13 protein-coding genes, 1 tRNA gene and 1 pseudogene are annotated in these 22,160 nt (G+C 63.5%); 12 read left to right on the forward strand and 3 right to left on the reverse strand.

Annotation, left to right across the window (positions count from 1 at the left end; all coding sequences use genetic code 11):
- The 3 genes from IWX75_RS17675 to IWX75_RS08455 all read left to right on the forward strand — a co-directional run.
- On the forward strand, positions 1-1,613 hold a 1,613-nt coding region (locus IWX75_RS17675; RefSeq protein ID WP_334684205.1), incomplete at its 5' end, for a hypothetical protein.
- A 131-nt stretch (positions 1,614-1,744) separates the two neighbouring features.
- Positions 1,745-3,583 (forward strand): dynamin family protein, encoded by a 1,839-nt coding sequence (locus IWX75_RS08450; RefSeq protein WP_334684206.1) that lies wholly within the window; start codon positions 1,745-1,747, stop codon positions 3,581-3,583.
- Positions 3,580-5,148 carry a dynamin family protein gene (locus tag IWX75_RS08455; protein WP_196821829.1) on the forward strand — a complete coding sequence of 523 codons (1,569 nt, stop codon included), beginning with the start codon at positions 3,580-3,582 and terminating at the stop codon, positions 5,146-5,148. The genes IWX75_RS08450 and IWX75_RS08455 overlap by 4 nt, the downstream gene beginning before the upstream one ends.
- On the opposite strand, the gene IWX75_RS08460 is transcribed toward IWX75_RS08455, so the two are convergent.
- Positions 5,056-5,601 carry a hypothetical protein gene (locus tag IWX75_RS08460; RefSeq protein ID WP_196821830.1) on the reverse strand — a complete coding sequence of 182 codons (546 nt, stop codon included), beginning with the start codon at positions 5,599-5,601 and terminating at the stop codon, positions 5,056-5,058. The genes IWX75_RS08455 and IWX75_RS08460 overlap by 93 nt on opposite strands.
- 17 nt (positions 5,602-5,618) lie before the next feature.
- On the opposite strand from IWX75_RS08460, the gene IWX75_RS08465 reads away from it, so the two are divergent.
- The 6 genes from IWX75_RS08465 (at position 5,619) to IWX75_RS08490 (ending at position 14,777) form a co-directional block, all read left to right on the forward strand.
- Entirely contained in the window at positions 5,619-6,383 is a 765-nt protein-coding gene (locus IWX75_RS08465; RefSeq protein WP_196821831.1) for an SGNH/GDSL hydrolase family protein, read from the forward strand.
- Positions 6,384-6,480: 97 nt separating this feature from the next.
- Positions 6,481-6,552: transfer RNA gene (locus IWX75_RS08470), tRNA-Gln, on the forward strand.
- A 71-nt stretch (positions 6,553-6,623) separates the two neighbouring features.
- On the forward strand, positions 6,624-8,153 hold the full coding sequence (glmU, locus tag IWX75_RS08475) for a bifunctional UDP-N-acetylglucosamine diphosphorylase/glucosamine-1-phosphate N-acetyltransferase GlmU (protein WP_334684207.1): 1,530 nt from the start codon (positions 6,624-6,626) through the stop codon (positions 8,151-8,153).
- A complete protein-coding gene (locus IWX75_RS08480) occupies positions 8,150-9,130 on the forward strand; it encodes a ribose-phosphate diphosphokinase (RefSeq protein WP_196821832.1) in 981 nt (326 codons plus the stop codon). The genes glmU and IWX75_RS08480 overlap by 4 nt, the downstream gene beginning before the upstream one ends.
- Before the next feature lie 308 nt (positions 9,131-9,438).
- Positions 9,439-12,087, forward strand: coding sequence for a helix-turn-helix transcriptional regulator (locus IWX75_RS08485; protein ID WP_196821833.1), 2,649 nt, complete (start codon positions 9,439-9,441; stop codon positions 12,085-12,087).
- Between the two features lie 29 nt (positions 12,088-12,116).
- Positions 12,117-14,777 (forward strand): helix-turn-helix transcriptional regulator, encoded by a 2,661-nt coding sequence (locus tag IWX75_RS08490; protein ID WP_334684208.1) that lies wholly within the window; start codon positions 12,117-12,119, stop codon positions 14,775-14,777.
- Between the two features lie 580 nt (positions 14,778-15,357).
- Here IWX75_RS08490 and IWX75_RS08495 read toward each other — a convergent pair.
- A complete protein-coding gene (locus IWX75_RS08495; protein ID WP_196821835.1) occupies positions 15,358-15,891 on the reverse strand; it encodes a hypothetical protein in 534 nt (177 codons plus the stop codon).
- 35 nt (positions 15,892-15,926) lie between these two features.
- Positions 15,927-16,376: a PssD/Cps14F family polysaccharide biosynthesis glycosyltransferase gene (gene pssD / locus IWX75_RS08500; protein ID WP_196821836.1), complete on the reverse strand. Its 450-nt coding sequence runs from the start codon at positions 16,374-16,376 to the stop codon at positions 15,927-15,929.
- Positions 16,377-16,887: 511 nt separating this feature from the next.
- Here pssD and IWX75_RS17865 point away from each other — a divergent pair.
- The 3 genes and pseudogenes from IWX75_RS17865 to IWX75_RS08515 form a co-directional block, all read left to right on the forward strand.
- A pseudogene (locus IWX75_RS17865) lies at positions 16,888-17,184 on the forward strand (AAA family ATPase); the annotation flags it as partial.
- Positions 17,185-17,448: 264 nt separating this feature from the next.
- Complete coding sequence (locus IWX75_RS08510) at positions 17,449-19,464, forward strand: helix-turn-helix domain-containing protein (RefSeq protein ID WP_196821838.1); 2,016 nt, start codon at positions 17,449-17,451, stop codon at positions 19,462-19,464.
- Positions 19,465-19,467: 3 nt separating this feature from the next.
- Positions 19,468-22,158: a helix-turn-helix transcriptional regulator gene (locus IWX75_RS08515; RefSeq protein ID WP_196821839.1), complete on the forward strand. Its 2,691-nt coding sequence runs from the start codon at positions 19,468-19,470 to the stop codon at positions 22,156-22,158.
- Positions 22,159-22,160 lie beyond the last annotated feature (2 nt).

The raw sequence follows: 22,160 nt of genomic DNA on the forward strand, positions 1-22,160 counted from the left end.
ACAAGGACGAGCACGACAAGGATTACGGCAAGGACAAGGACGACAAGGACGACAAGGACGAGCACGACAAGGATTACGGCAAGGACAAGGACGACAAGGACGACAAGGACGAGCACGACAAGGATTACGGCAAGGACAAGGACGACGACGGCCATTGCAAGGACGACGAGGACGATAAGGGCCACGGCGGGGGCTATGGCAAGGACGAGGACGATAAGGGCCACGGCCACGACCACGGCAAGGATTACGGCAAGGACGACAAGGACGAGGACAAGGATTACGGCAAGGACGAGCACGGCCACGGACACGACAAGGATTACGGCAAGGACGAGGACGAGAAGGACGAGCACGACAAGGATTACGGCAAGGATAAGGACGACAAGGACGACAAGGACGAGCACGACAAGGATTACGGCAAGGACAAGGACGACAAGGACGACAAGGACGAGCACGACAAGGATTACGGCAAGGACAAGGACGACAAGGACGAGCACGACAAGGATTACGGCAAGGACAAGGACGACAAGGATTACGGCAAGGATGACGATGACGAGGACTACGGCCACGGCCATGACCACGGCTCTGACGACCATGGCCACGCCGTGCAGCAGATCATGCACGTCGTCAACAACTACTCCTACACGGTCACGGTGGACGACCGCGATACCAGTGTTGACCAGTCGGTGAACCAGAACATCTGGGCTGAAGGCGACGTAACGCAGATGTTCGACAACGACGCATACATCGCCTCCGGTGACGAGGCAGTCGTCGTGAACTCCAGCACCTCCGGAGACACCACCCTGGACAATTCCGAAGACAACTCCGTGGACAACTCGGAAGACAACTCCACCACGATCACCGCTGAGGGCTCCGCAACCGTGGCGGTCGGAAACACGACCGTCGTGGATTCGTTCAACGACAACTCCGACAACTCTGATCACTCGGTCGAGGATTCGTACAACGACAACTCGGACAACTCCATCGAAGCCGATGTCGACATCGAGGATTCGTTCAACGACAACTCGGACAACTCGGACAATTCCGATAACTCCGATCACTCCATCGATGCCGATGTGGACATCACGGATTCGTTCAACGACAACTCGACCACCACCGACAACTCGATCGACGCCGAGGTGGAGATCGAGGACTCCTTCAACACCGACAACTCGATCGATGCCGAGGTGGAGATCGAGGACTCCTTCAACACCGACAACTCGGACAACTCGGTCAACACCGAAGTCGAACTGAATGACTCGCTCAACGACAACTCGGTCGACAACTCGATCGATGCCGATGGATCCTTCAACACGGACCAGTCGGTCGAGGTCGAGGATTCGTTCAACGACAATTCGGAGACCACGAAGGTGGAGGATTCCTTCAACGACAACTCGACCAACACCGAGGTCGACGTCAAGGTCGAGGACTCCTTCAACGACAACTCGGAGACGACGGAGGTCAAGGTGGAGGACTCCTTCAACGAGGAGACCACGGAAATCGATGTCGAGCTGGAGGACTCCTTCAACGACAACTCGATCGATGATTCCACCATCATCAAGGACAACGAGGTTGAACTCGAAGCAGTCGTCCTGGTCGATGAGGTCGCACTGTAGAAGGTACGCCGCACCGTAGTAGACAAGCAGCAAGCCCGGTCTCACGGAACCGGCCCAACGGGATGCACGACATCCCGTTGGGCCGGTTTTCGGGGTCTGGCCATAATCGTCCTGCACAAAGGAGTGTCACTGTGGTTGAGCTGGTCAAGCTGGTGGAGAGCGGCATCGAGTTGGTGAGCGCAGGGGAGCGCCCGGACCTGCGGCAACGCCTTGAGCAGACACAACGCCGATTGGCTGACCCGGATGTTCGGGTCATCGTGGTGGGGGAGTTCAAACAGGGTAAGAGCCAGCTCATCAACGCCCTCGTCAATGCACCGGTTTGTCCCGTCGATGACGACATCGCCACCTCGGTTCCTACCGTGGTCCGCTACGGCACTCCGGCCACAGCGGTGGTCATAGCGCCGAGCGAGAGCACTGAGCAGAGCGACGGTGAGCCGGCAATGGAGAGACGCCCGGTGTCCCTCGACGCCATCGCGGACTTCGTCTCGGAGCGGGGCAACCCCGCCAACAAGCAGCGGCTTGCTGCCGCGGAGGTCTGCCTGCCCCGCAAGATCCTCGCGAACGGGCTTTCCCTGATCGATTCTCCGGGCGTGGGTGGTTTGGACTCCGCGCACTCACTCGCCACCCTGACTGCCCTGCCCACCGCGGACGCCATGATCCTGGTGTCCGATGCATCCCAGGAATACACAGAGCCCGAACTCCGCTTCCTGCGCCAGGCCATGCGGATCGTGCCGAACGTCGGCTGTGTCCTGTCAAAGACCGATTTCTATCCCCAGTGGCGCCGGGTGGCCGAACTGGACCGCGCACACCTGGCGCGTCTGGGCCCGGAGTATTCGGAGGTGCCGCTCATGCCGGTGTCCTCGGACCTCAGGCTGCACGCCGCGCGCCTCAATGATGCCGAGCTCAACGAGGAATCCGGATTCCCGGCTTTGGTCAGCTACCTGCGGAAGGAGATCGTCGGGAAGGCGGAGCGGCTCCAGCGGCGCTCGGTGGCCCAGGATCTGCTTTCCACTGCCGAACACCTCCGGCTCTCGCTTCAGGCGGAGCTCAATGCCCTCGAGAATCCGGAGGGCGTTCCGCTCATGCTTGCAGAGTTGGAGGAGTCGAAGGCAAAGGCAGACCGCCAGCGTAAACGGTCAGCGCGCTGGCAGACGACCCTGAACGACGGCGTGACCGACCTCATCGCCGATATGGAACACGATCTTCGTGACCGTCTGCGCAAGATCCAGCGGGAGGCCGAAACAGCGATCGACGCGGGGGATCCAGGACCGTCGTGGGACCAGTTCGCCGACTGGCTTGAACAGCGCATCGCCTCAGCGGTATCGGATACCTTCGTCTGGACCAACGAGCGGGCACAGTGGCTCGCGCAGCAGGTGGCAGAGCTGTTCGCACAGGATGAGGTGGCCCTGCCACTCCTGCAGGTTTCCAGCACCGAGCACGTTCTGGACCCCGTGGAAGAGGTGCCGACGCTCGACCCGGGGGTTCTCGGCGCCGGACAGAAAGTCCTGATCGGCATGAGGGGCTCGTATGGCGGCGTGCTGATGTTCGGCCTCCTCACCGGAATCGTCGGCATGGCCCTCATCAACCCGATATCGGTGGGTGCCGGGCTCCTCCTTGGGCGTAAGGCGTACACGGAGGACAAGGAAGCCCGATTGAAGCGCCGCCAGGGCGAGGCCAAGGCGCTTGTCCGCCGCCAGATCGACGACGTCGTCTTCCAGGTCGGCAAGCAACTCAAGGACCGCCTCCGGCTGGTCCAGCGTTCAACGCGTGACCACTTCACGGACCTTGCCGAGGAGCACCACCGGTCGCTGGCGGACTCGGTTTCAGCAGCCCAGCGGACTGCCTCGACGCTGACCCAGGAGACCGGTCAGCGCGTTCGTACCCTCAAGGTCGAACTTGGCCGGGTTGAAGCCCTGCGACGCCAGGCGCGGGCGCTTGAGCCGCAGTTGGCCGTCGCGGCGGCGACATGAACGGCACCGGCGCGGCCGTCGTCGGGCTTGTCTCCGCGGCGATCGACGTCTACGGCGATGACCCGCAGCTGCGGGACGAGCTCGAAGGCTACGCCCGGCGGCTCGACGAACCACTGCGCGTCGCAGTCGCGGGCATGGTGAAGGCAGGGAAGTCCACGCTGCTCAACGCCATCATCGGGGAAGAGGTAGCTCCCACCGATACCGGTGAATGCACACGTGTCGTCACGTGGTACCGCTACGCGGATACCCCCCGCATCACGCTCTATCCCTTCGACGGAAAACCGCGGGCGCTTGCCGTGCGGCGCGTCCAGGGCCGGCTCCAGTTCGAACTCGGACAGACCCGCGCGGCGGACATCGAACGACTCGTGGTCGACTGGCCGGCTGAAAGCCTCCGCCACCTCACCCTGATCGACACCCCCGGGATCGCATCCCTGTCGTCCGACGTCTCGGCACGGACCACTGACTTCCTGACGCCCGAGGACACGCCGTCCGAGGCGGACGCCGTCATCTACCTCATGCGCCACCTGCATGCCTCGGATCTCAAGTTCCTCGAGGCTTTCCGTGATACCAGTGCCGGCCGTTCGGGGACGGTCAACGCATTGGCCGTCCTGTCGCGGGCCGACGAGGTCGGAGCCGGCCGCATCGACTCACTGTTGTCGGCAGGGAAGATCACCGAGCGCTACCGTAACGACCCTGCACTGCGCGCGCTTGCGCTCGGGGTCGTTCCCATAGCCGGCCTGCTCGCACAAAGCGCCCGTACGTTGCGCCAGAGTGAATTCAACGCCCTCCTCAAACTCGCCCGGCTCGAGAAAGCGGAGCGTGAACGCATGCTCATCTCGGCGGACCGCTTCTGCCGTTCGAATCCGGGCCTGGACATCAGCGCCGAGGAGCGCGCATCGCTGCTCGATCGGTATGGCCTTTTCGGCATTCGGCTGGCCTCGGTCCTGCTGCGGAATGACATCACCGAGCCGACGGCACTGGCGCGCGAACTGGCGAAACGCAGCGGGCTCAACGATCTGCTGTTGCTTGTCACACGGCAGTTCGAAGCCCGTGCCGCCCAGCTCCGGGCACGCACTGCACTCAGTGCAGTGCAGACGATATTGAAGGAGCATCCCCGGGAGGAAGCAGCACATCTGGCCGCGATGGTGGAGCGCATCCAGTCAGGAGCCCATGAGTTCGCTGAGCTGCGCCTGCTGGCCAGGCTGCGGGGCAAGGAGGTGCCCCTCGCCCCGCAGCAGGCGGCCGACGCCGAGCGGCTCATCGGCGGTTCCGGGATCGCCGCTGCTGCCCGCCTGGGGCTCGCCGACACCGCAACGCCACAGGAGCTTCGTTCACAGGCGCTGGGGAGCCTGCACCGGTGGCGCCTGGTGTCCGAGAACCCCATGACGGACCGCACGGCACTTGAGGCCTGCCAGGTGGTGGTGCGCAGCTGTGAGGCGCTACTCGCGGAGCAGCACCAGCAGCAGCGGAACTCAGGCGGGCCGGCGCTGGCTGGTCAGCCGGCCGGACCGGAACCACCGGGTGGCTCCGGGGAGCAGGCAGGCGACAAGCGCCGCGCAGGCTAGCACTGCCGAGGCGATCGCGAGGAGGGGGACCGGCTGAAAACCCGTGCCGGATCCCGCGAGGAAGGCGGTCGCCAGGAGCGCGGCACCGATCTGAAGCACGAGCGCGCCGAGCAAGGCCCAGCGCGCCCAGCCGCCGCCCCTCAGCAGCGGCCGCACGAGGATCATTTCGACGAGAATGACGAAGAGGAGCGCACCGAGTGTTCCCCAGAACGCCAGGCCGATGACAATGTCGATCTCGTCGGGCTCCAGTCCGGTGCCGAGGCCGCCTGCAGTCTCCCTCAGGAAGTCCAGGTGGGTCGTGCGGTCCAGGAAGGCGACGACCAGTGCAAGAGCGCCGACGAGGAAGCTCGCCGTCCAGAGCCTGCCCGAAACCCGCACCTCGGTGTTCGGTTCGCGGGGAGCCAGTGCCGGGGGAGGTTTGGGATCGGACATCTCGGGGCGTGGTGGGCGCATGGTCGTAATGTAGCCCCATGAGGCCGATCCATCAATTGCCCGGCACCCGTTCCGACCCCATGGTCGTGGGCGGCCACGCCCGGGGGCTTCCGGCTCGCGGGCTCCGGATGCCGGCCGCTTTCCTCGCAGCCGGCGCCGTGCTGGTTTCGTGTTCCCCGGGTGGGTCCGGACCGTCGGAGACGCAGCTCCCGAGCGGATCCCCTGCCGGTCGGCCACCTGAGGCCGTCCTGCTGTCGGGGGATTCCATCACGGAGGGCTGGCATGCCACCACCGAGGAGTTGAGCTTCCGGGGACTCGTGGAGGAGTGGCTGACCGAGGGTGGAACCGGATCCGTCACCGGGACCTTTCATGCGGGCTTCACGGTGCAGGAGGTGGCCGACGGGTTCGAGGTTCCGCGCGGCGTGGACCTCGCCGTAGTGGAGCTGGGAACCAACGACATCGGGCGGAACAACCCCGTCGGGAACTTCGGCATCCAGTACGCGACGTATCTGGATGACCTCGAAGAAGCTTCTCCCGGCGTACAGCTCGTGTGCCTCGGAGTCTGGTATCCGGCGTCGGACCAAACTACCGGGTTCGACGACGCCATCGAGCGCGAGTGCACCAGCCGCGGTGGCGTGTTTCAACCGCTGTCGGGCCTTTTCGGGGAAACCGGCCTACGCGGTCCGGAGGGAAACCCGACCTGGCTGGGGATCTCGGACGCCTTCCACCCGAACGACGCCGGTCACGAACGGATTGCGGAGCTCGTGAAGGAGCGCATATCAGCGCTGGAAAGTGCGTCCTAGGGCAGCCCGTCGTCCCGGCTCGCGGTCGGGCGCCGGGACGTGGCAAACTAGATAACCGTGCGCAGGTGCCCCGCCGTCCCGGCAGGGCACGGCGCGGTCCGCCCTGGTGTAATGGCAGCACCCCAGCCTTTGGAGCTGTGGAGTATAGGTTCGAATCCTATGGGCGGAACGGCCGAATGTGCCGCGTAGAATTGCGCCGGGTCCGTCCGGCCGATCAGAACCAGGTAGGAGCGCTTCTTCGTGAGCCCCCAGAACGCAGACACTGCCAAGCCGTCCCTTCCGGGCTTCTCCCCTCCGGCCGCAGTGATCGTTCTCGCTGCCGGTGCCGGCACCCGGATGAAGTCGCGTATCCCCAAGATCCTGCACCAGCTCGGCGGCCTTTCGATGGTGGGCCATGCACTCGAGGCTGCGCGCGGGCTCGAACCGGAGGCGCTCGCCGTCGTCGTCCGGCATGAGCGTGACCGCGTGGCCCGGCACATCGCCGAGCTCGACGACGGGGTTCACCTGATCGACCAGGATGACGTCCCGGGCACCGGCCGCGCCGTGCAGGTCGCACTTTACGCGCTGGACGTGGACGCCGGCCGGCCCCTCAGCGGCACCGTTGTGGTGACCTACGGCGATGTGCCGCTGCTCACCTCCGAAACGCTGGTGGCACTGGTGAAGGCACATAACGACGGCGGAAACGCCGTCACGGTCCTGACCGCAGTCCTTGATGACGCAACCGGTTACGGCCGTATCGAGCGTGCTGCCGACGGCACCGTCACGGCGATCGTGGAGCACAAGGACGCTACGGCAGCGCAGTTGGACATCCGTGAAGTGAATTCCGGCATCTATGCCTTCGACGCCGGAATCCTGCGCAGTTCACTGCTACAGGTGGACGCTGACAACTCGCAGGGCGAGATGTATCTGACGGATGTGCTCGGCATTGCCCGGGCCGGCGGCGGGCGCGTGGCTGCGATCGTGGCCACCGACCGCTGGCAGGTGGAAGGCGCGAATGACCGGGTCCAGCTGGCACATCTCGGCGCGGAATTGAACCGCCGCGTCCTTGAGCGGTGGATGCGTGCGGGTGTCAGCATCGTGGACCCGGCGACCACCTGGATCGACGCGACGGTGCTGCTGGCGGAGGACGTGACCATCCTGCCCGGCACCCAGTTGCACGGAACCACGAAGGTGGCGCGCGACGCCGTCGTCGGACCTGACACCACACTCACCGACGTGCAGGTGGGGGAGGGCGCCTCGGTGATCCGCACGCACGGCACAGGCGCCCGCATCGGCGCCGGTGCCTCGGTGGGGCCCTTCACCTACCTCCGCCCCGGCACGGTCCTTGGCGAGGACGGGAAGATCGGGGCTTTCTACGAGACCAAGAACGTGACGGTGGGCCGCGGCTCCAAGCTGTCCCACCTCGGCTACGCCGGCGATGCCGAGATCGGCGAGTACACGAACATCGGCTGCGGCAATATCACAGCCAACTACGACGGCGTCAGCAAACACCGCACGGTGATCGGCTCCCATGTCCGCACCAGCTCCAACACCGTTTTCGTTGCACCGGTGACCGTCGGGAACGGCGCGTACACCGGAGCCGGGGCAGTGATCCGCAAGGACGTACCGCCGGGAGCGCTCGCCGTGAGCTTCGCGCCGCAGCAGACCACCGAGGGCTGGGTGTCCGAAAAACGCCCAGGAACAGCCGCTGCGGAGGCCGCGGAAGCGTCCCGTCCCCTGGCTTCCACCGACACCCCCAGCACCCCCATAGAAGAAGGCGGTCACGCATGAGCGAGATTACGGCACGCGGCGAGAAGAAACTGGTGCTCGCCTCAGGGCGCGCACATCCCGAACTGGCCGAGGAGATCGCGTCCTGGCTCGGGACCGAGCTGCTGCCGGTTTCTGCCTATGATTTCGCGAACGGCGAGATCTACGTACGCTCGGGCGAAAGCGTCCGCGGTACCGACGTGTTCGTCATCCAGGCGCACCCTGCACCGCTGAACAATTGGCTCATGGAACAACTGATCATGATCGATTCACTCAAGCGGGCTTCGGCCAAGCGCATCACGGTCGTCTCGCCGTTCTACCCCTACGCCCGGCAGGACAAGAAGGGCCGTGGCCGCGAACCCATTTCGGCGCGGCTCATCGCCGACCTGTACAAGACGGCGGGCGCCAACCGGCTCATGTCCGTGGACCTGCACACCTCGCAGATCCAGGGTTTTTTCGATGGGCCGGTGGACCATCTCATGGCCATCCCCCTGCTCGCCGACTACATTCGGTCACGAGTCGACGCCGACAACGTCACTGTCGTTTCGCCCGACACCGGACGGGTCCGCGTAGCGGAGCAGTGGGCGGAACGCCTCGGGGGAGCGCCGCTGGCCTTCGTCCACAAGAGCAGGGACCTGACCGTACCGAACCAGGCGGTTTCCAAGCAGGTGGTGGGTCAGGTGAAGGGTCGAACGTGCGTCCTCATCGACGACATGATCGACACCGGTGGAACCATCTCGGGAGCCGTGCAGGTTCTCAAGAATGCAGGCGCAAAGGACGTCATCATCGCCGCAACGCATGCAGTCTTCTCCGATCCCGCGGCACGCCGTCTCGCTGAATCCGGAGCCCGTGAAGTGGTGGTCACCAATACCCTGCCCATTCCCTCCGAGAAGAGATTCCCACAGCTCACAGTGCTCTCCATCGCGCCGCTGATCGCACGGGCTATCCGCGAAGTGTTCGACGACGGCTCGGTGACAAGCCTGTTCGACGGAAACGCGTAGGCCTCTTGCCACTCGGTCATCGCCAGGCACGTGATCCGGCCTTCGGATAGGTAGTACCGGGTGGACGTGGCGCGGGTGGGCGAGTAGAAAGCGGGAACCGATTGTCGAGGCCATTCTCGCGAGTAAGTGGGAAACCGAGTAAGTATCCGGATTCTTCCCGCATGCACCACTCGTGAAATCACAGGTTCCTCTTCCTAGGCTGGGAAAAGCATTTCCACAGACTGGGGAAGGGGAAGCCGTCTCATGGGATCTCATCGATTCTTGTTCTCGCGCATCGGATCTCAGGGAACACTGCCGGGAAACCCGGCATGAATGCCACTCCGCAGTCCTTCATCGGACGTTCGCGGACGCTCGATGAGTTGGGTGCGCTACTCACGGGCGGCCCTGCTGCAGGCGCAGTCCTGGTCGGGCCGGCAGGTGTCGGCAAGACAGCACTGCTCCAACGGGCACTTCAGCTCGCTGCCCCCACCAGTCATGTCGTGCGCGTTCGGGGTTCGGAGCAATCCGCGCTCTCGTCGTACCGGGCTATCGACTTCCTTCTGTCGAATCTGGAGCCGGATCACCTGGGGCACCCAGTCATGGTTCTTCAGGGCCTCAGGGCACTGTTCGATGCCCAGGCAGAAGGCCGGCCCGTAGTGGTCTCGGTGGACAATGCCGAGCACCTGGACGCCGCTTCGTCCATGATCCTCAGCCAGCTGGTGCTCGGCGGAACCGTGCAGGTGATCCTGGCGACGCGCGACTTCTCAAGGGTGGACCCCGCTTTCCTGGCGTTGTGGAGTGAAGGCTCGCTGCATCGGTTCGACCTCGAAGAATTCACCTTCGAGGAAGTAGCGCTCTTCGCCGAAGCCGAGCTCGGGTCGCCTATCTCAGGCGAGGCCGTTCGTGTGGCACGGCAGCGAAGTGCCGGTAACCCCAGGTTCCTCAGGGGAGCCCTCCGCGAACTCCGGTCGCAGGGACAACTCGTGCTGAGCGGGGGTTCCTGGGCAGTGGTCCCCGGGCGGCTCAGCGTCTGCAGTGAGGCGTCAGTGGGTGCGGCAGATCTCCTCAAGGACTGCACACCGACGCAACGCTCCCTCATGGACCTCATTGCCCTGGCCGGGCGCCTCCCGTTGACGAGGCTTCTGGCTGACGGTCACGGTACGGCGATCGATGGGCTCCAGGCGTTGGGGCTCATCCAGGTGGACCACTGCACTCCGGTGCTCGTGCGCTGCGCAACGCCCTTCCTTTCGGATGCCCTCGCGGCGCCCATCCAGCACGGAAAGGCACTTGTCCTCTACAACCAGTTGGTCGGTGGTGCTGACGGTCAGGAGATACTGGGCCTCGACGTCGAAGCGCATGTCGCGTGGCGTCGGAGATGTGCGCTACCCGTGGATCCGGACACCGCGGTCCTGGCGGCCCGGAGCGCAAACCACCGCGGGCGGTACGCCGAGGCCCTCGACCTCAGTACCCTGCATCCCGACGGCGGCCCGCGCGGTGCCGGTGCGGTCGAAATGCTGCGAGCGCTCATCGGCCTCGGGGATTATGAGGGGGCCCAAGCGGCACTGTCCCAGTTTTCGCCCGGCAATGGTAACCCTGACCTCGAGAGCCGTATCCGGCAACAGATAGCCAGGGCGGACATCCTTCGGCATCTGGGAGAGGCTGGCGCGGAACGGCCGCTTGATGAGGCGGAGGAAATCCTCAAGGCGGAGGAAAGCCTCCTCGACGAACAGGGACGGGCGCACCTTTGGGACGAACTGCTGCTGTCCCGCGCCGAACTCAATTCGCACCTGGGCCGTTTCCGGGAGAATGAGGCCCTCCTGCAGCGCATGTGGGTGGAAACCAGTCCTCGCGTTTCGAATATGCTGATCCGTCTCCAGACTCTGCTGTGCGAGGCATGGATCCTGACGAACAAGCAGCTGGAGGCGTTGGAACTCGCAGACGCGGTGGCGGTCGCCCTGTCGGATGATTCACTGAGCTGGTATACGAAAGAACTCGCCTGGGCCCAGGTCCAGGATGCCCACCGCATGGTCGGTGACCGGTCATCCACCGTCCAGGTGCTCAATCAGGCGGCCCTCGAAGTTCCCGGAATCGACATGTCGGGCCAGTCGTGCGGAGTCATGGCGCGGGGGCTTGCCCTGGTGTCGGTCGGACGGCCGGAAGCGGCGTTGTCGTCTCTGATCCCGGTATTCAACCAGCTTCAGATTCGGGATCCGCAGGGTCTTCTTCCAGCTGCAGCCGCGGGCATCGCCTACTGCTACGCGATTGAAGGCGACATCAAGCAGGCCATCCATTACCTCCCGTTCAGTGAGGCCTCATCCAGCAGCCCGTGGAAAATCCAACGGACCGCCCGCTACTTCCAGATCCTGGCATCCGCCCATATGGAATCGAAGGCAGCTGCGGCGAGAGATCTCCATAGCCTTGCTCGGAACGATGCCAACCGTGGAACCAAGGCTTTTCAGCTTTTCGCACTCTGCAGTGCCGTCCGGCTGGGTGATCGCAGTGCCATCGAACCCCTTGCCTCGACGTCGGCTGGTGCCCAGGGAGCGTACGCGCGCCTATGTGAAACCTACGCCAAGGGGCTCGGCAACAGCGATAGTGAACTGCTGGTACAGGCCATGGAAATGGCGGCGGGCATGGGGGACCACAAGTTCGCCCGGGAGGCCGCCCAGACAGCCGTGCAGTTCGCCCAGAATTCCTCGGACAAGCGTGCGATACGCAATATCCAGCAGCGCGTACGCTTCGTGGTTCCTGATGTCGATGCCTTGAACACCACTGGGCAGAAACTGGAGGGCCTGACCAAAAGAGAAAGGGAAGTGGCGTTCGCCGCGGCGGCAGGTGCGTCGAACCGGGACATTGCCCAGCAGATGTGCGTCTCGGTGAGGACTGTCGAGGGCCACCTCTATCAGCTCTACTCAAAACTGAGTGTGAGTTCGCGCGCTGAGCTTGCCGAGCTTTTCCCGGGCACCAGCACACAGTAATGGCAAGCGCACCTCGGGAGCCTGTGCCTGTGGGACGGAACGACCTCGTCGATGAGTTGCTGGGCAGTGTGAAGGAGCGGACGTCCAGCGGAGCCATCGTCTACGGATCCATCGGAATGGGTAAGAGCGCGCTGGCGCGCCATCTGACAGGAACCGTGCAGGATTTTGCAGTACCTTTCCTGCTGCACGCGGGAGCGGGTATGGCCAATGTTCCCTATGGTGCCCTGACGCCTTGGCTGACTGCGGCGTCCGCGGCGGACATGGAAAGTTCCGTTTCAGTGCTCCGCGCGCTCGTTCTGTACTTCCGCACGCGTTCCGCCGGCAGGCCGGTGGTCATCATCGTCGACGACGCCCACGCCCTCGATCCGGACAGCAGCCATCTTCTGGCACAACTCGTCACTGCTGGAACCGTCAAACTCCTGGCGTTCGCGAGGAAGGTTCCTGGCCGTTCCGAGGAGCTTTCCTCACTCAGCGAGGACGGGCTCCTCTCCCGGTTCGAGCTGCAGAGCCTTCTCTTCGAGGACGTGCGGAAAGTGTGCGAGATCGGGTTGGGAGGAAGGATCTCCCAGGGAGCCTGCGCCTATTTCATGGGAGAATCCGAGGGGAATCCGCTGTTCCTCCGCTCGCTACTCGAACATGCCGTTCGAACCGAGGCCCTGGCACTCAGCGACGGGACGTGGGTCCTCATTGCCAAACCTGACGGCCTTGATCCGGGTCTGTCCGACCTGGTCGCGAGCGTGGTGCGTCAGCTCCCGGATGCACAGAGCGACATGCTGGGAGCGGTAGCCCTTGCCGGGAAGCTTCCCATTACGGATCTTTCCGCACTGGGTGGGGACGACGACGTTCGGGCGCTACTCGCGGCAGGGCTTCTCCTGCCGCTTCCCGCCGAGAATTCACTTGTTGCCTGTCATCCGCCCCTTTACGGTCGGATCGTTCGGACGCTCGTTCCAGCCGCGCGGAGCGCCTCCCTGAGGGAGCGCGTCACTCATGTGGGCCGAGGGCTCCCGCCTTTCGGCAAGGGCCGGATCCGGCACCTTCACTGGGCGCTCGACTGCGGCGTGACGGTCGATGATCCAATTCTTCTCGACGCCGCGCATGTGGCAACGAGCCGTTCCGACCCCGAGTCCGGCATGCGTTTCGCCGGCGCTGTCCAGGGAGGCGGGAGTATGCCGGCGGCTGCGGTCGAAATGGCCAGGGCGCAGTTTCTCCTCGGTCAACCGGTTCTGATGGAAGCCTCCGTCTTCTCACTCATGGAGACGGCGAAGGACCCGGAAACGCTGTCCGCAGCCGCGGTTCTCGCAGCGCGGGTGGCCTTCGCGGTGCATGGAACGGCAGAGGACGTACAGGCGGCTGTGCGCCGCTTGAACCAACTGCTCACGACGAGGTTCGATGATCCAGCGGACGCGATGGAATCCGTGGAATATGCGCGGTCCGAAGCGCAACTCCTGGGCTCCTTCGCCCTGAATCTCGAGGGACGGTACGTCGAGGCAGAAGAGATGCTGCGGCGGCTTCTTGAATCCGCCACCCCCGATGCGAAGCTCACGGTGCTGGCCTGCGCATTTCTCGGTGAAGCTCTCGGTGCGACCGGCCGCGGGACAGAGGGACGGAAATTGACAGCCCGCGCGCTCGGGATGATCGGGAGGGCACCGCACGCACTGGCCGAATTCCAGAGCCTCACACTCACTCGCCACCTCAGTCTGCTGATCCATACCGGCGAATTCGCCGAGGCGGAAGCCGTCTTGCGGGGGCATCAGGATGATGAAGGCGACAGCCTCTTCTATTCAGCAGGGACGCTCTCGGCATTCGAGGCGATCCTCGAGGTCCGGAGAGGCCGATTTCATGGCGCGTCCCCGCTGTTGTCAACAGCCATCGCCACCCTGCGGTTGTCGGACCGGGACGTGGTTCTCCCCTATGTTCTCGCGGTTGCGTCCTGGGCTGCCGCAGCAGTGGGTCAGGAGGCACGGTCCCGGAGCCTTGCGGAGGAGTTCGCTGGTCTCTCCCACACCGGTGCGCTGGCGTTCTCTCTCATCGGTAAGGCACATGTTGCCGCTGCCCTCGTGCTGCTTGAACCGACTGTCGAACATCTTGCCCACCTGGCCGACCTCGCCGGCTCCGCCCGAGAAAGAGGCATGTGGGCTTGCGAGAAGGACATCCTCGAGATGTCACTCCTCTGCGGTGACGAACGCCGTGTCGAGCGCCTCGCGCAGCTCACCTCCTCATTCGAGGGCATCGAGGCAAGGATCCTTTCCGAGTATGCGCAGGCGGTCCTGACCAAGAATCCGGCCAGGATGGAGCATGCGGGGGATCTCGCCGAAAACAGCCAGAAGCAGTCACTCTCCGTGGATGCCGCAGCCCGGGCGCTTCGTCTCTATGCAGCAAGTGGTGACCATTCAGCTCAGCGCGGAGTACTGAGAGCGCTCCGCCGTCGCACAGGACTGATGGAGCGGGCCAACGGACTCATCGGGGGGAGTGCTGACCAGGTCCGTGACCTCACGGCACGCGAACGGGAAATTGCGTTGCTTGCGGTCAACGGCGAGTCGAACCGTGCGATCGCTGATCGGCTGACCGTCTCGGCAAGGACGGTGGAAGGTCACCTGTACCGCATCTACAGCAAGCTCGGAATCAGCCGGCGGGAAGAGCTGGCGACCGTCTTCGAAGCCCCTTCCGGCACCCGCTCGAACTCGCAGTAGGCGGATATCCGGCATCCCGCCGCTGATCGGGTAGGAGCGGTCGCGGAGGCACGTAATCAGAACTGCAATGATTAGGTAGTTGGTGCGTCAACTCAGGTTCCTCCTACTCGTGAGAGTTGAAGACTGCTCGATTATCGTTGGACATGCTGGGCCGGTCCGAGGGATCTGGTCCAGCTACCGGTATGACGTGCTCCGATTAATGAAGAGCCCGTAGTGCCAGCCCCACGCGGGCCCCTAAGTCGGGGTCGGCGGCGTAGAAGTCTTCCTGAGACCAAGGCTTCATCCCCAGCCGCCGCCGACCCCTCTTCCCGATCCTCCGGTACCCCACCTTGGCGGCCGCCCGGTGCTGGTCCAGCCCGGTTCCGGGCAAGTTCCCCTTCCAGCGCTGAGTCGACGCCGGGGTAATCAGTAGGACGCCTCCGGCGACGAATCGGCGGCTTCTTTCGTGCAGGAGTCGGCGGCAGCCCGGTAAGCGTCGGGGTGCCGTGCGTCGCCCGCTCCCGGCTGCCCAGGCGTGCTCCTTGGGCGGAGCGCAACGCGAGAAGCACGCCTCCTGGGCGGCCGGCTATGGACGGGTGGGCTACCGGTTGAGCAGGAGTTGACGGATACGCCGCACTGCGATGGGTCCGGTGGGGTCTTTGTCCAGCCGGTCCACAGCCAGGCCGAGCTTGTACGCCGCGGCAGTAGCACCCGAGTTCCTGGGCGGTGTGCGAACTGAACCGGGATTCCTCAGCGCGGCTTCGGTCCTCTCGATGAAGGTTTCGAAGTCCTCCGCCAGGATGGCGTTGCCGTGGGCTGCCATGGTGCGCGAGAAAGCCACCTGATGTCCGTCAACCACTTCGTTGAGCTCAGGCAGGCGCGGGACGGCTATCGGCAGGTGCCCCACCTCGCGGGCGTCAAGAATAGAGCCCGGACCGCCCTGAACGATCACCACCGTGGCCTGCGCGTAGAGGTCCAGTAGCTCCCTCCGCGGCATACGGGTTATGCCACGGGCATGATCAGGCGGGCGGCTGGCTCCATGCTGCACGACGCAGGCAGGTTTTTCATCCTGGGAAGCGAGCCACTCGTCGACCCACCCCACCAGGCGGTCGAACTTGTGATGGTCAGTGCCCAAGGACACAACTACCTGGGGAGACTGGTTACACGCGCTCACAGCACAGGGCCGATGTTGATGGCATCCGGGTAGAAGCGAAGCTGCTCTTCCCATTGGACACAGAATATCTCGGACATCGGGTAACAGAGCCGGCCGCTCAGCGTGGGCATGGTGATGCGGTCGAAGCACTCGATATACACGGTGTGGATCTTGAGCAGTCGCGCCATGAGGAAGAAGGGAACGCTCACCCCGGCCCCGATGGACACCACGACATCAGGCCTGTCCCGACGCAGGGTCGGCCATGCGAGGGCAAGATTCCTGATCGCGTTCGGGACATTCCGGGTGGTCGGGTAGAAGCACCAGGTGACGTCCTCTTCCGAGAGGGCCGACTCCACCTCTGGCCGCCGAAAAGTGACCCAGGACCTTGCGTGATGGCGCCACCAGGATTCCAGTGGAAGTAGTTGCGCGAGATGCCCGCCGGCCGACGTCACAAACATGATTTTCATTCAGGTGCCTTCTATCCCCAGATTTTCGAGCCGTCCCCTGAGCGTAGGTCCGAGGGTTGGCGCCGGCACGAGTATGGACTGCGGGAACAGGCCGCCTCGGCAATCACATGTACTCGCCTGGCTGTTGTGCACGAGCCCTCCCGCCGGCACCCGCAGGCGGACTGTCCGCCGGGGATCGACCGGTACTGGGTTATACGGCCGGGAGGTACTTGAATCGGTCGATCTTCTTGACACGGCGGGCTGTATCGGATAGATCGGGACCTGAGGCAGCCGATTGAGCCACCATGCACTAGATTCTGATACACAGGTTCAGTCGTCGGTTTTCATAGACGGTATTGAGGAAGCGCTCTAGACTAAGACGATCATCCTGAGATAGTCGTCCGCTCCTTGGGAGGAAAGCGAAAATGGTCTCTTTATTTATCGGCAGTTTTTTCTGCGTCTTTTTTCGAATGGCTGATTCGAGGTGACCATTCCTGCGCCAAGGGGGAAAGTAGTTGGGCGCGAGGATCTGGTGAGCAAGACCGCTGCGCAGTTGCTGCCCAGTTGCGGAGGGGCGATCCTGACCGGCGAATCCGGGATCGGTAAGACAACAATTGCCAAGCTTGCTCTCGAGAAAGTATCCGGCAAGTTCCATGTCGAATATATCCGTGGAACTGCCGGCTCCGCCAAGAGGCCATACGGTGCTTTGGAGTTTTTGCTGAATGGTCTGGATGAGGATACTCTCCGCCATCCTGCCCTTTTGCTCGAAGGGCTCGCCCAGGTCCTTCTGGACAAGGCGAGCGGACGCCGAATCCTCATATCGGTCGAGAATGCGGACTGGATCGATCCGCTCGCCGCGTTCACACTCGCCCAACTTGTGCGTGCGAGGCTGGTCACGCTGCTGATAACCTGCCGCGAAGTGGACGCGGGCGGTGGTGAATTCGCCAAGCTTTGCCTCGAGAATCATCTTCGGCGCATTGAGATCGAACCACTCGATTTTCGCAGCAGCGCAGATCTCATCGAGCAGGTCGCGGGCGGGGGAGTATCTTCCCTTGCCATCCAGAGTCTCTGGTCCACGGCCAGGGGAGTACCGATGCATCTTCACATTCTCACGAAGGAGCAACTTCGAGAGGGCTCCTTGCGACTGCACAATGGTGTGTGGGTGCTCGCCAAGCCATTGGTGCTTTCAGGAGAGGTCGCATCAGGGGCCCTTGCCAAACTGGACGCCTTCCCGGACCAGGAGCGATTCGTCGTCGAAATCCTTGCTCTCGCCGGCGAGCTGCCCCTGCGCGTTCTGGAAGGGCTGGTGGACCCTTCCGTCGTCGACAGGCTCGAGGAGCAACTGGTCCTCGAAACGAAGCTGATTCGATCACCCGTAGTGCAGCTCAAGGACCGGTTGTTCGCTGATGCCATCCAGGCCAATCTTCCGCCGGGGCGCTGCCGGAGCTTGTGGGAGGACATGATGCCGGCGGTGCGCCCGTCGGATATGACGAAGCTGAGCCTCCCGCACTATGTGTTGTGGGGACTGGACAGCGGCGCCAGGCCGGACGAAGAACTGCTGCTTGCAGCAGCGTCGACGGCGAACGAGCTACGCGATCCGGCGGCGGCACTTCGGATCGTGCAGGTCATCGAAAACCGCAGGTGCAATCCCAGGGCTGTGGTGGAGGAGGCCAGGGCACTCGCCGCGCTTGGCCGCTGGGACGAAGCCGACTCGACGCTGGCCGGAATGGAGCCGCTCGCTGAAGCCGAGGCGCCTGAGGTGGTGGCTGCGGTGATGATCGAGAACCTGCGGGTATCCCGGTCGGTTTCGCGGGCCTCGGTCGGTCTGGACGAATCCCTTCGGTCCGCTATCAATGCGGCACTGCACCAGCTTCCAAAGGCCGATCAGGCATCGCTTGCGAACCATTTGGTGCTCGCCGAAGCAGAACAGTTCTGTTTCGAGGGCAGATACAGCGAAATCCCCGAAACCGTCCTCGGGATGTACGGGAATCATGACCTGCCCTTCAGCCAGCGGGTGAGGGCCGGCGGCATGACCGCTGAGGCCTTCGCCATGACGGGCAGGCAGCATGAGAGCGTGGAACTCGCCCGAAGCGTCCTCGATGAGCTCTGGCAGGACGACCTTCCGGGAAGCGTCCGCGGTGAGGTGCACTTTCAGGTTTTCACCTCACTGATGGTGTCCGGCATGTTCGCCGAATGTCTGGACATGCTGGAGCGGGGTTCGGAGTTGAAAGCTGCGAGGCTTGGTGAACTGGTTGGCGGCGAGCTCGCACGGGGTTTGGTTCATGCCTACAGCGGTCGGCCCGACCTCGCGCTCCAGTCGCTCCTTCCTGCACTCAGCCAACTGCAGGTGCAGCGACCCAGCGCCCTGCTGCAGTTGGCCCATGCGGCCACTGCCTATGTTCTGAGCCTTCAACAGAAGGTAGTTCAGGCGCAGGAGCACGCCGCACTTGCACGTGCGTCTGGTTCCCGGGGCTCGTGGATTGTTGGACGGGCAACCTCCTACTTTCTTCTTCTCAGTGGGACGAACCATTCGAAGGAAGCGGCGGCGGCAGAGCTTCTCCGGCATGCGGAAGAGGAATTCCTGCTGGGCAACAGCGGCCACGGCCTTTCCTTTCTATCAGCCGCTGTCCGATTATCGGGGGGAGAATCCGGTGCGCGGCTTGCGGAGGCAGCGCAGAAGACGGACGGCCTGCTGGGTGAGATGTCGGAGTACCTGGGCAACGGGCTGTTTCTCGATGATGCTCAATTGCTTCTGAAAGCAGCGAGATTCGCCAGGGATGCAGGGAATACGCTTCTCTACTTCGAAAGTGCCACCGCTGCTCATGCTGCGGCAGTTCGATCCGGGAACAAATCCGACATCAAAGTGGCGCGGACACTCGAGAACGCCAGCTACCGGCAATTGCATTATTCCAACAGTCCGGACAGGGTACTTGCCCTCCTCACCCCGTTCGAGTTGGAGCTTGCGCGCCGCGCCGCTGAAGGCACGACGAGCGCAGAACTCGGAAGGGAGCTCAACCTATCAACCCGTACCGTCGACTGGCACCTTGGAAGGCTGTTCGACAAGCTTCATATCTCCGGGCGGGTCGAGCTTTCCGAAATCGTGGGCTAGCCGTTGAGCGAGCGCGCGCTCCAGAGCTCAGGATCCCATCGCCTCATCGGGCGGAGCAGTGATCTGGCCGCGGTGCTGGATGGCATCCGGGATTACCGGGGAGTTCTGGTGGAAGGTGAATCCGGGTCGGGCAAGAGCGCATTGGCGAACGCGGTCGTCCGGGAAATCGCCCGGAACCAGGAGGTCTTCTACATCACCGCCAGCGCCGCTGTGTCGACCGTGCCGTATGGTGCCCTGGCTCCATTGCTCACACAACTCTCAGCCGGCGAGTCCACTTCACCGCTCGCCGTGATGCGTACCGTCCTCGCCAGGCTGCAAAGCCCGGAGCAAGGCACCGAGCCACCCGGACGGGCTCCGGTAGAGCCGGCCCTGATGGTCCTCGACGACGCGCACGAGTTGGACGACTCGACTGCGGAGTTGGTCGTCCAGTTGGTTTCGTCGATGCAGGTCAAGGTATTGGTGCTTGCCAGGCCCGGGCGGAACAGTGTCTCCGCCATGTTGGCGGCGGCGCTCGATGGTCTTCTGATACGCCACTCGTTACTCCCCCTGACCCAGGAGCAGGTCCACGAGCTGTGTGAGGAGGTACTCGGCGGAAGGTTGTCGGCCGTTTCCTCCTCGCTCATCGCCAGCGTCACCGGGGGAAACCCGCTGCTTGTCCGAGCCCTCATCTCCGGGCCCACACTCCAGGCGCATTTCACCTCCAGTGAGGGTGTGTGGATTCTTAAAAGCCAGTTCAGTTCGAATACGAAACTGGAGGAGCTTCTCAGGCGCCACCTTTCAGGCTTATCCGCGGGTGAGCGCGAGACGATGGAGATCATTGCGTTTGCGGAGCCGATCGCACTGGCGCACCTGTTCAAGGTAGGCCACCATGCCGACGTAGATGTGCTTGCTGAGGCCCGCCTCATCGACATCTCGAAAGCTCCCGGCCGGCTGGTTCGTCCTCGCTACCGACTGTACGGGGAGGTCCTGCGGCACATGGTTCCGGCGGGGCGAAGCCTCAGGCTGCGACGTCGGCTCGCTGAGATGCCACCGGATGAGCCGCTCACCGTTGAAGCGCAGTTGCGGTACCTTCTGTGGTCGCTTGACTGTGGAGAAGCAATCGACCAGGAGCGGTTGCTCTGGGGCGCGGTAGTGGCGAACAACCTTACGCAGGCATCATCGGCGCTGAGATTAGCGGGGGAGATCATCTCGCCCGAGTTGCTGGCCGCCGGGCGGGGCCAGCTGGCACGCGCCTACGCCCGGCTCGGGGAGTACAAGCGCGCCTGCAGTATTCTCGGTGATCTTGCAGACAGTGCCGCCGACTTCCCGACCATCAAGCTCTGTGCGTTCCTCAGCTCGCAACTCGAGCATCGCTCGCACCAAACCTCTGACGGAACCGCAACCCGTCCCGGTATCTGGCTGGCGAAACTCGATACCCTCGCAAAGTCCGGCACTGCAGCAGACGGATCCGCAAGCGGAACCGCCGCAATCGAGCTTTACCGTGAACTGCTGACGATTCAGCGCGACCTTCGATCGACGACACAACGGGGGGTCGCTGAACGGCTTTCCGAAATCCTCAGAATCGCCGAAGTGGCGCTCGACGAGGACGCGATACTGCTGGCCCTGACACTCCTGGGCGAGGCTCTGGCATCCACTGGCAGGCCGGAGACAGCGGTGGAGTTCACCACCAGGGCGGTGCGGAGACTCGAGAAGGTGGACAACCACCACCCTTTGTCCTACGAGCACGTACTGGTCCGGCATCTATACTTCCTCATCCGCGCAGGGCATCAACATGAGGCGGAGGAGGAGCTGGCGTCCTACCGTCGTAAGCTCATGGGGGGCCTGCCCGACGTCGCCGGTGCGCACGATGTGTCGCTGGCCGTCCTTTATCTGGCCAAGGCCCAGAATGCCAATGCGCTCGACGTCCTCGTTTGTGCAATCGAGGAGCTGAAGGTTTTCGACCTCCTGTCCCTGCGCCCTTTCGCACTGGCACTAGGCGCTTTCATCGCAGCCGAGGCGGGTGATGCCGCGCTCGCCGGAACTTTCGTCAGCGAATACAAAAGCCTGGTGCACACCGGTGTCCCGGCGTTCGGACTGATCAGCAGGGGTTATGTCGCCGGAGCACAGGTTGTGCTCACCCAGGATGGGGAGGCAACCGCGCAGTTACAGGCGCTGAAGCAGGAAGCCAAAGCCAAAGGATGGCGGGCCTCCGAACTGGAAGTCACGCTCCTGACTACTCGGCTGGGTATCGCGGAGTCGATTCCCGAGCTACGGTCGCTCGCCGAGGCAACCGAAGGGGCTGAGGCAGCTGCGCTGTTGTCCTTCGCCGATGCAGCGCTGAACCGGACCCCGGAAGGACTCATCCAGGTTGCGGAGCAGGCGACAACCGGCGGATTCGAGGAAATTGGAATCCTTGCCCTGCGGGAGGGGTTGCGCCTCGCCAAGAGCCAGGGGAACCGCCCGGCACAGGCGAGCATTTCCCGTTCGTTGGCGCGATGGAATGAAACCGTTGCAGTTGCACAACCGTCAGCCGGCGTATCGAAACTCACCAGGCGCGAACGGGATATTGCCAGGTTGGTCATCGACGGCAAGAAGAATGCGGAGATAGCCGATCTCCTCACCCTGTCGGTGCGTACCGTCGAAGGGCACGTGTACAGGATCTTCGAGAAACTCGCCATCAATCGGCGCGAGGATCTGACCCAGGAATACCTATAGCA

Origin of the sequence: Arthrobacter sp. CAN_A6 (assembly GCF_015751715.1) — a bacterium.
In the GTDB taxonomy this organism is placed as follows: domain Bacteria; phylum Actinomycetota; class Actinomycetes; order Actinomycetales; family Micrococcaceae; genus Arthrobacter_D.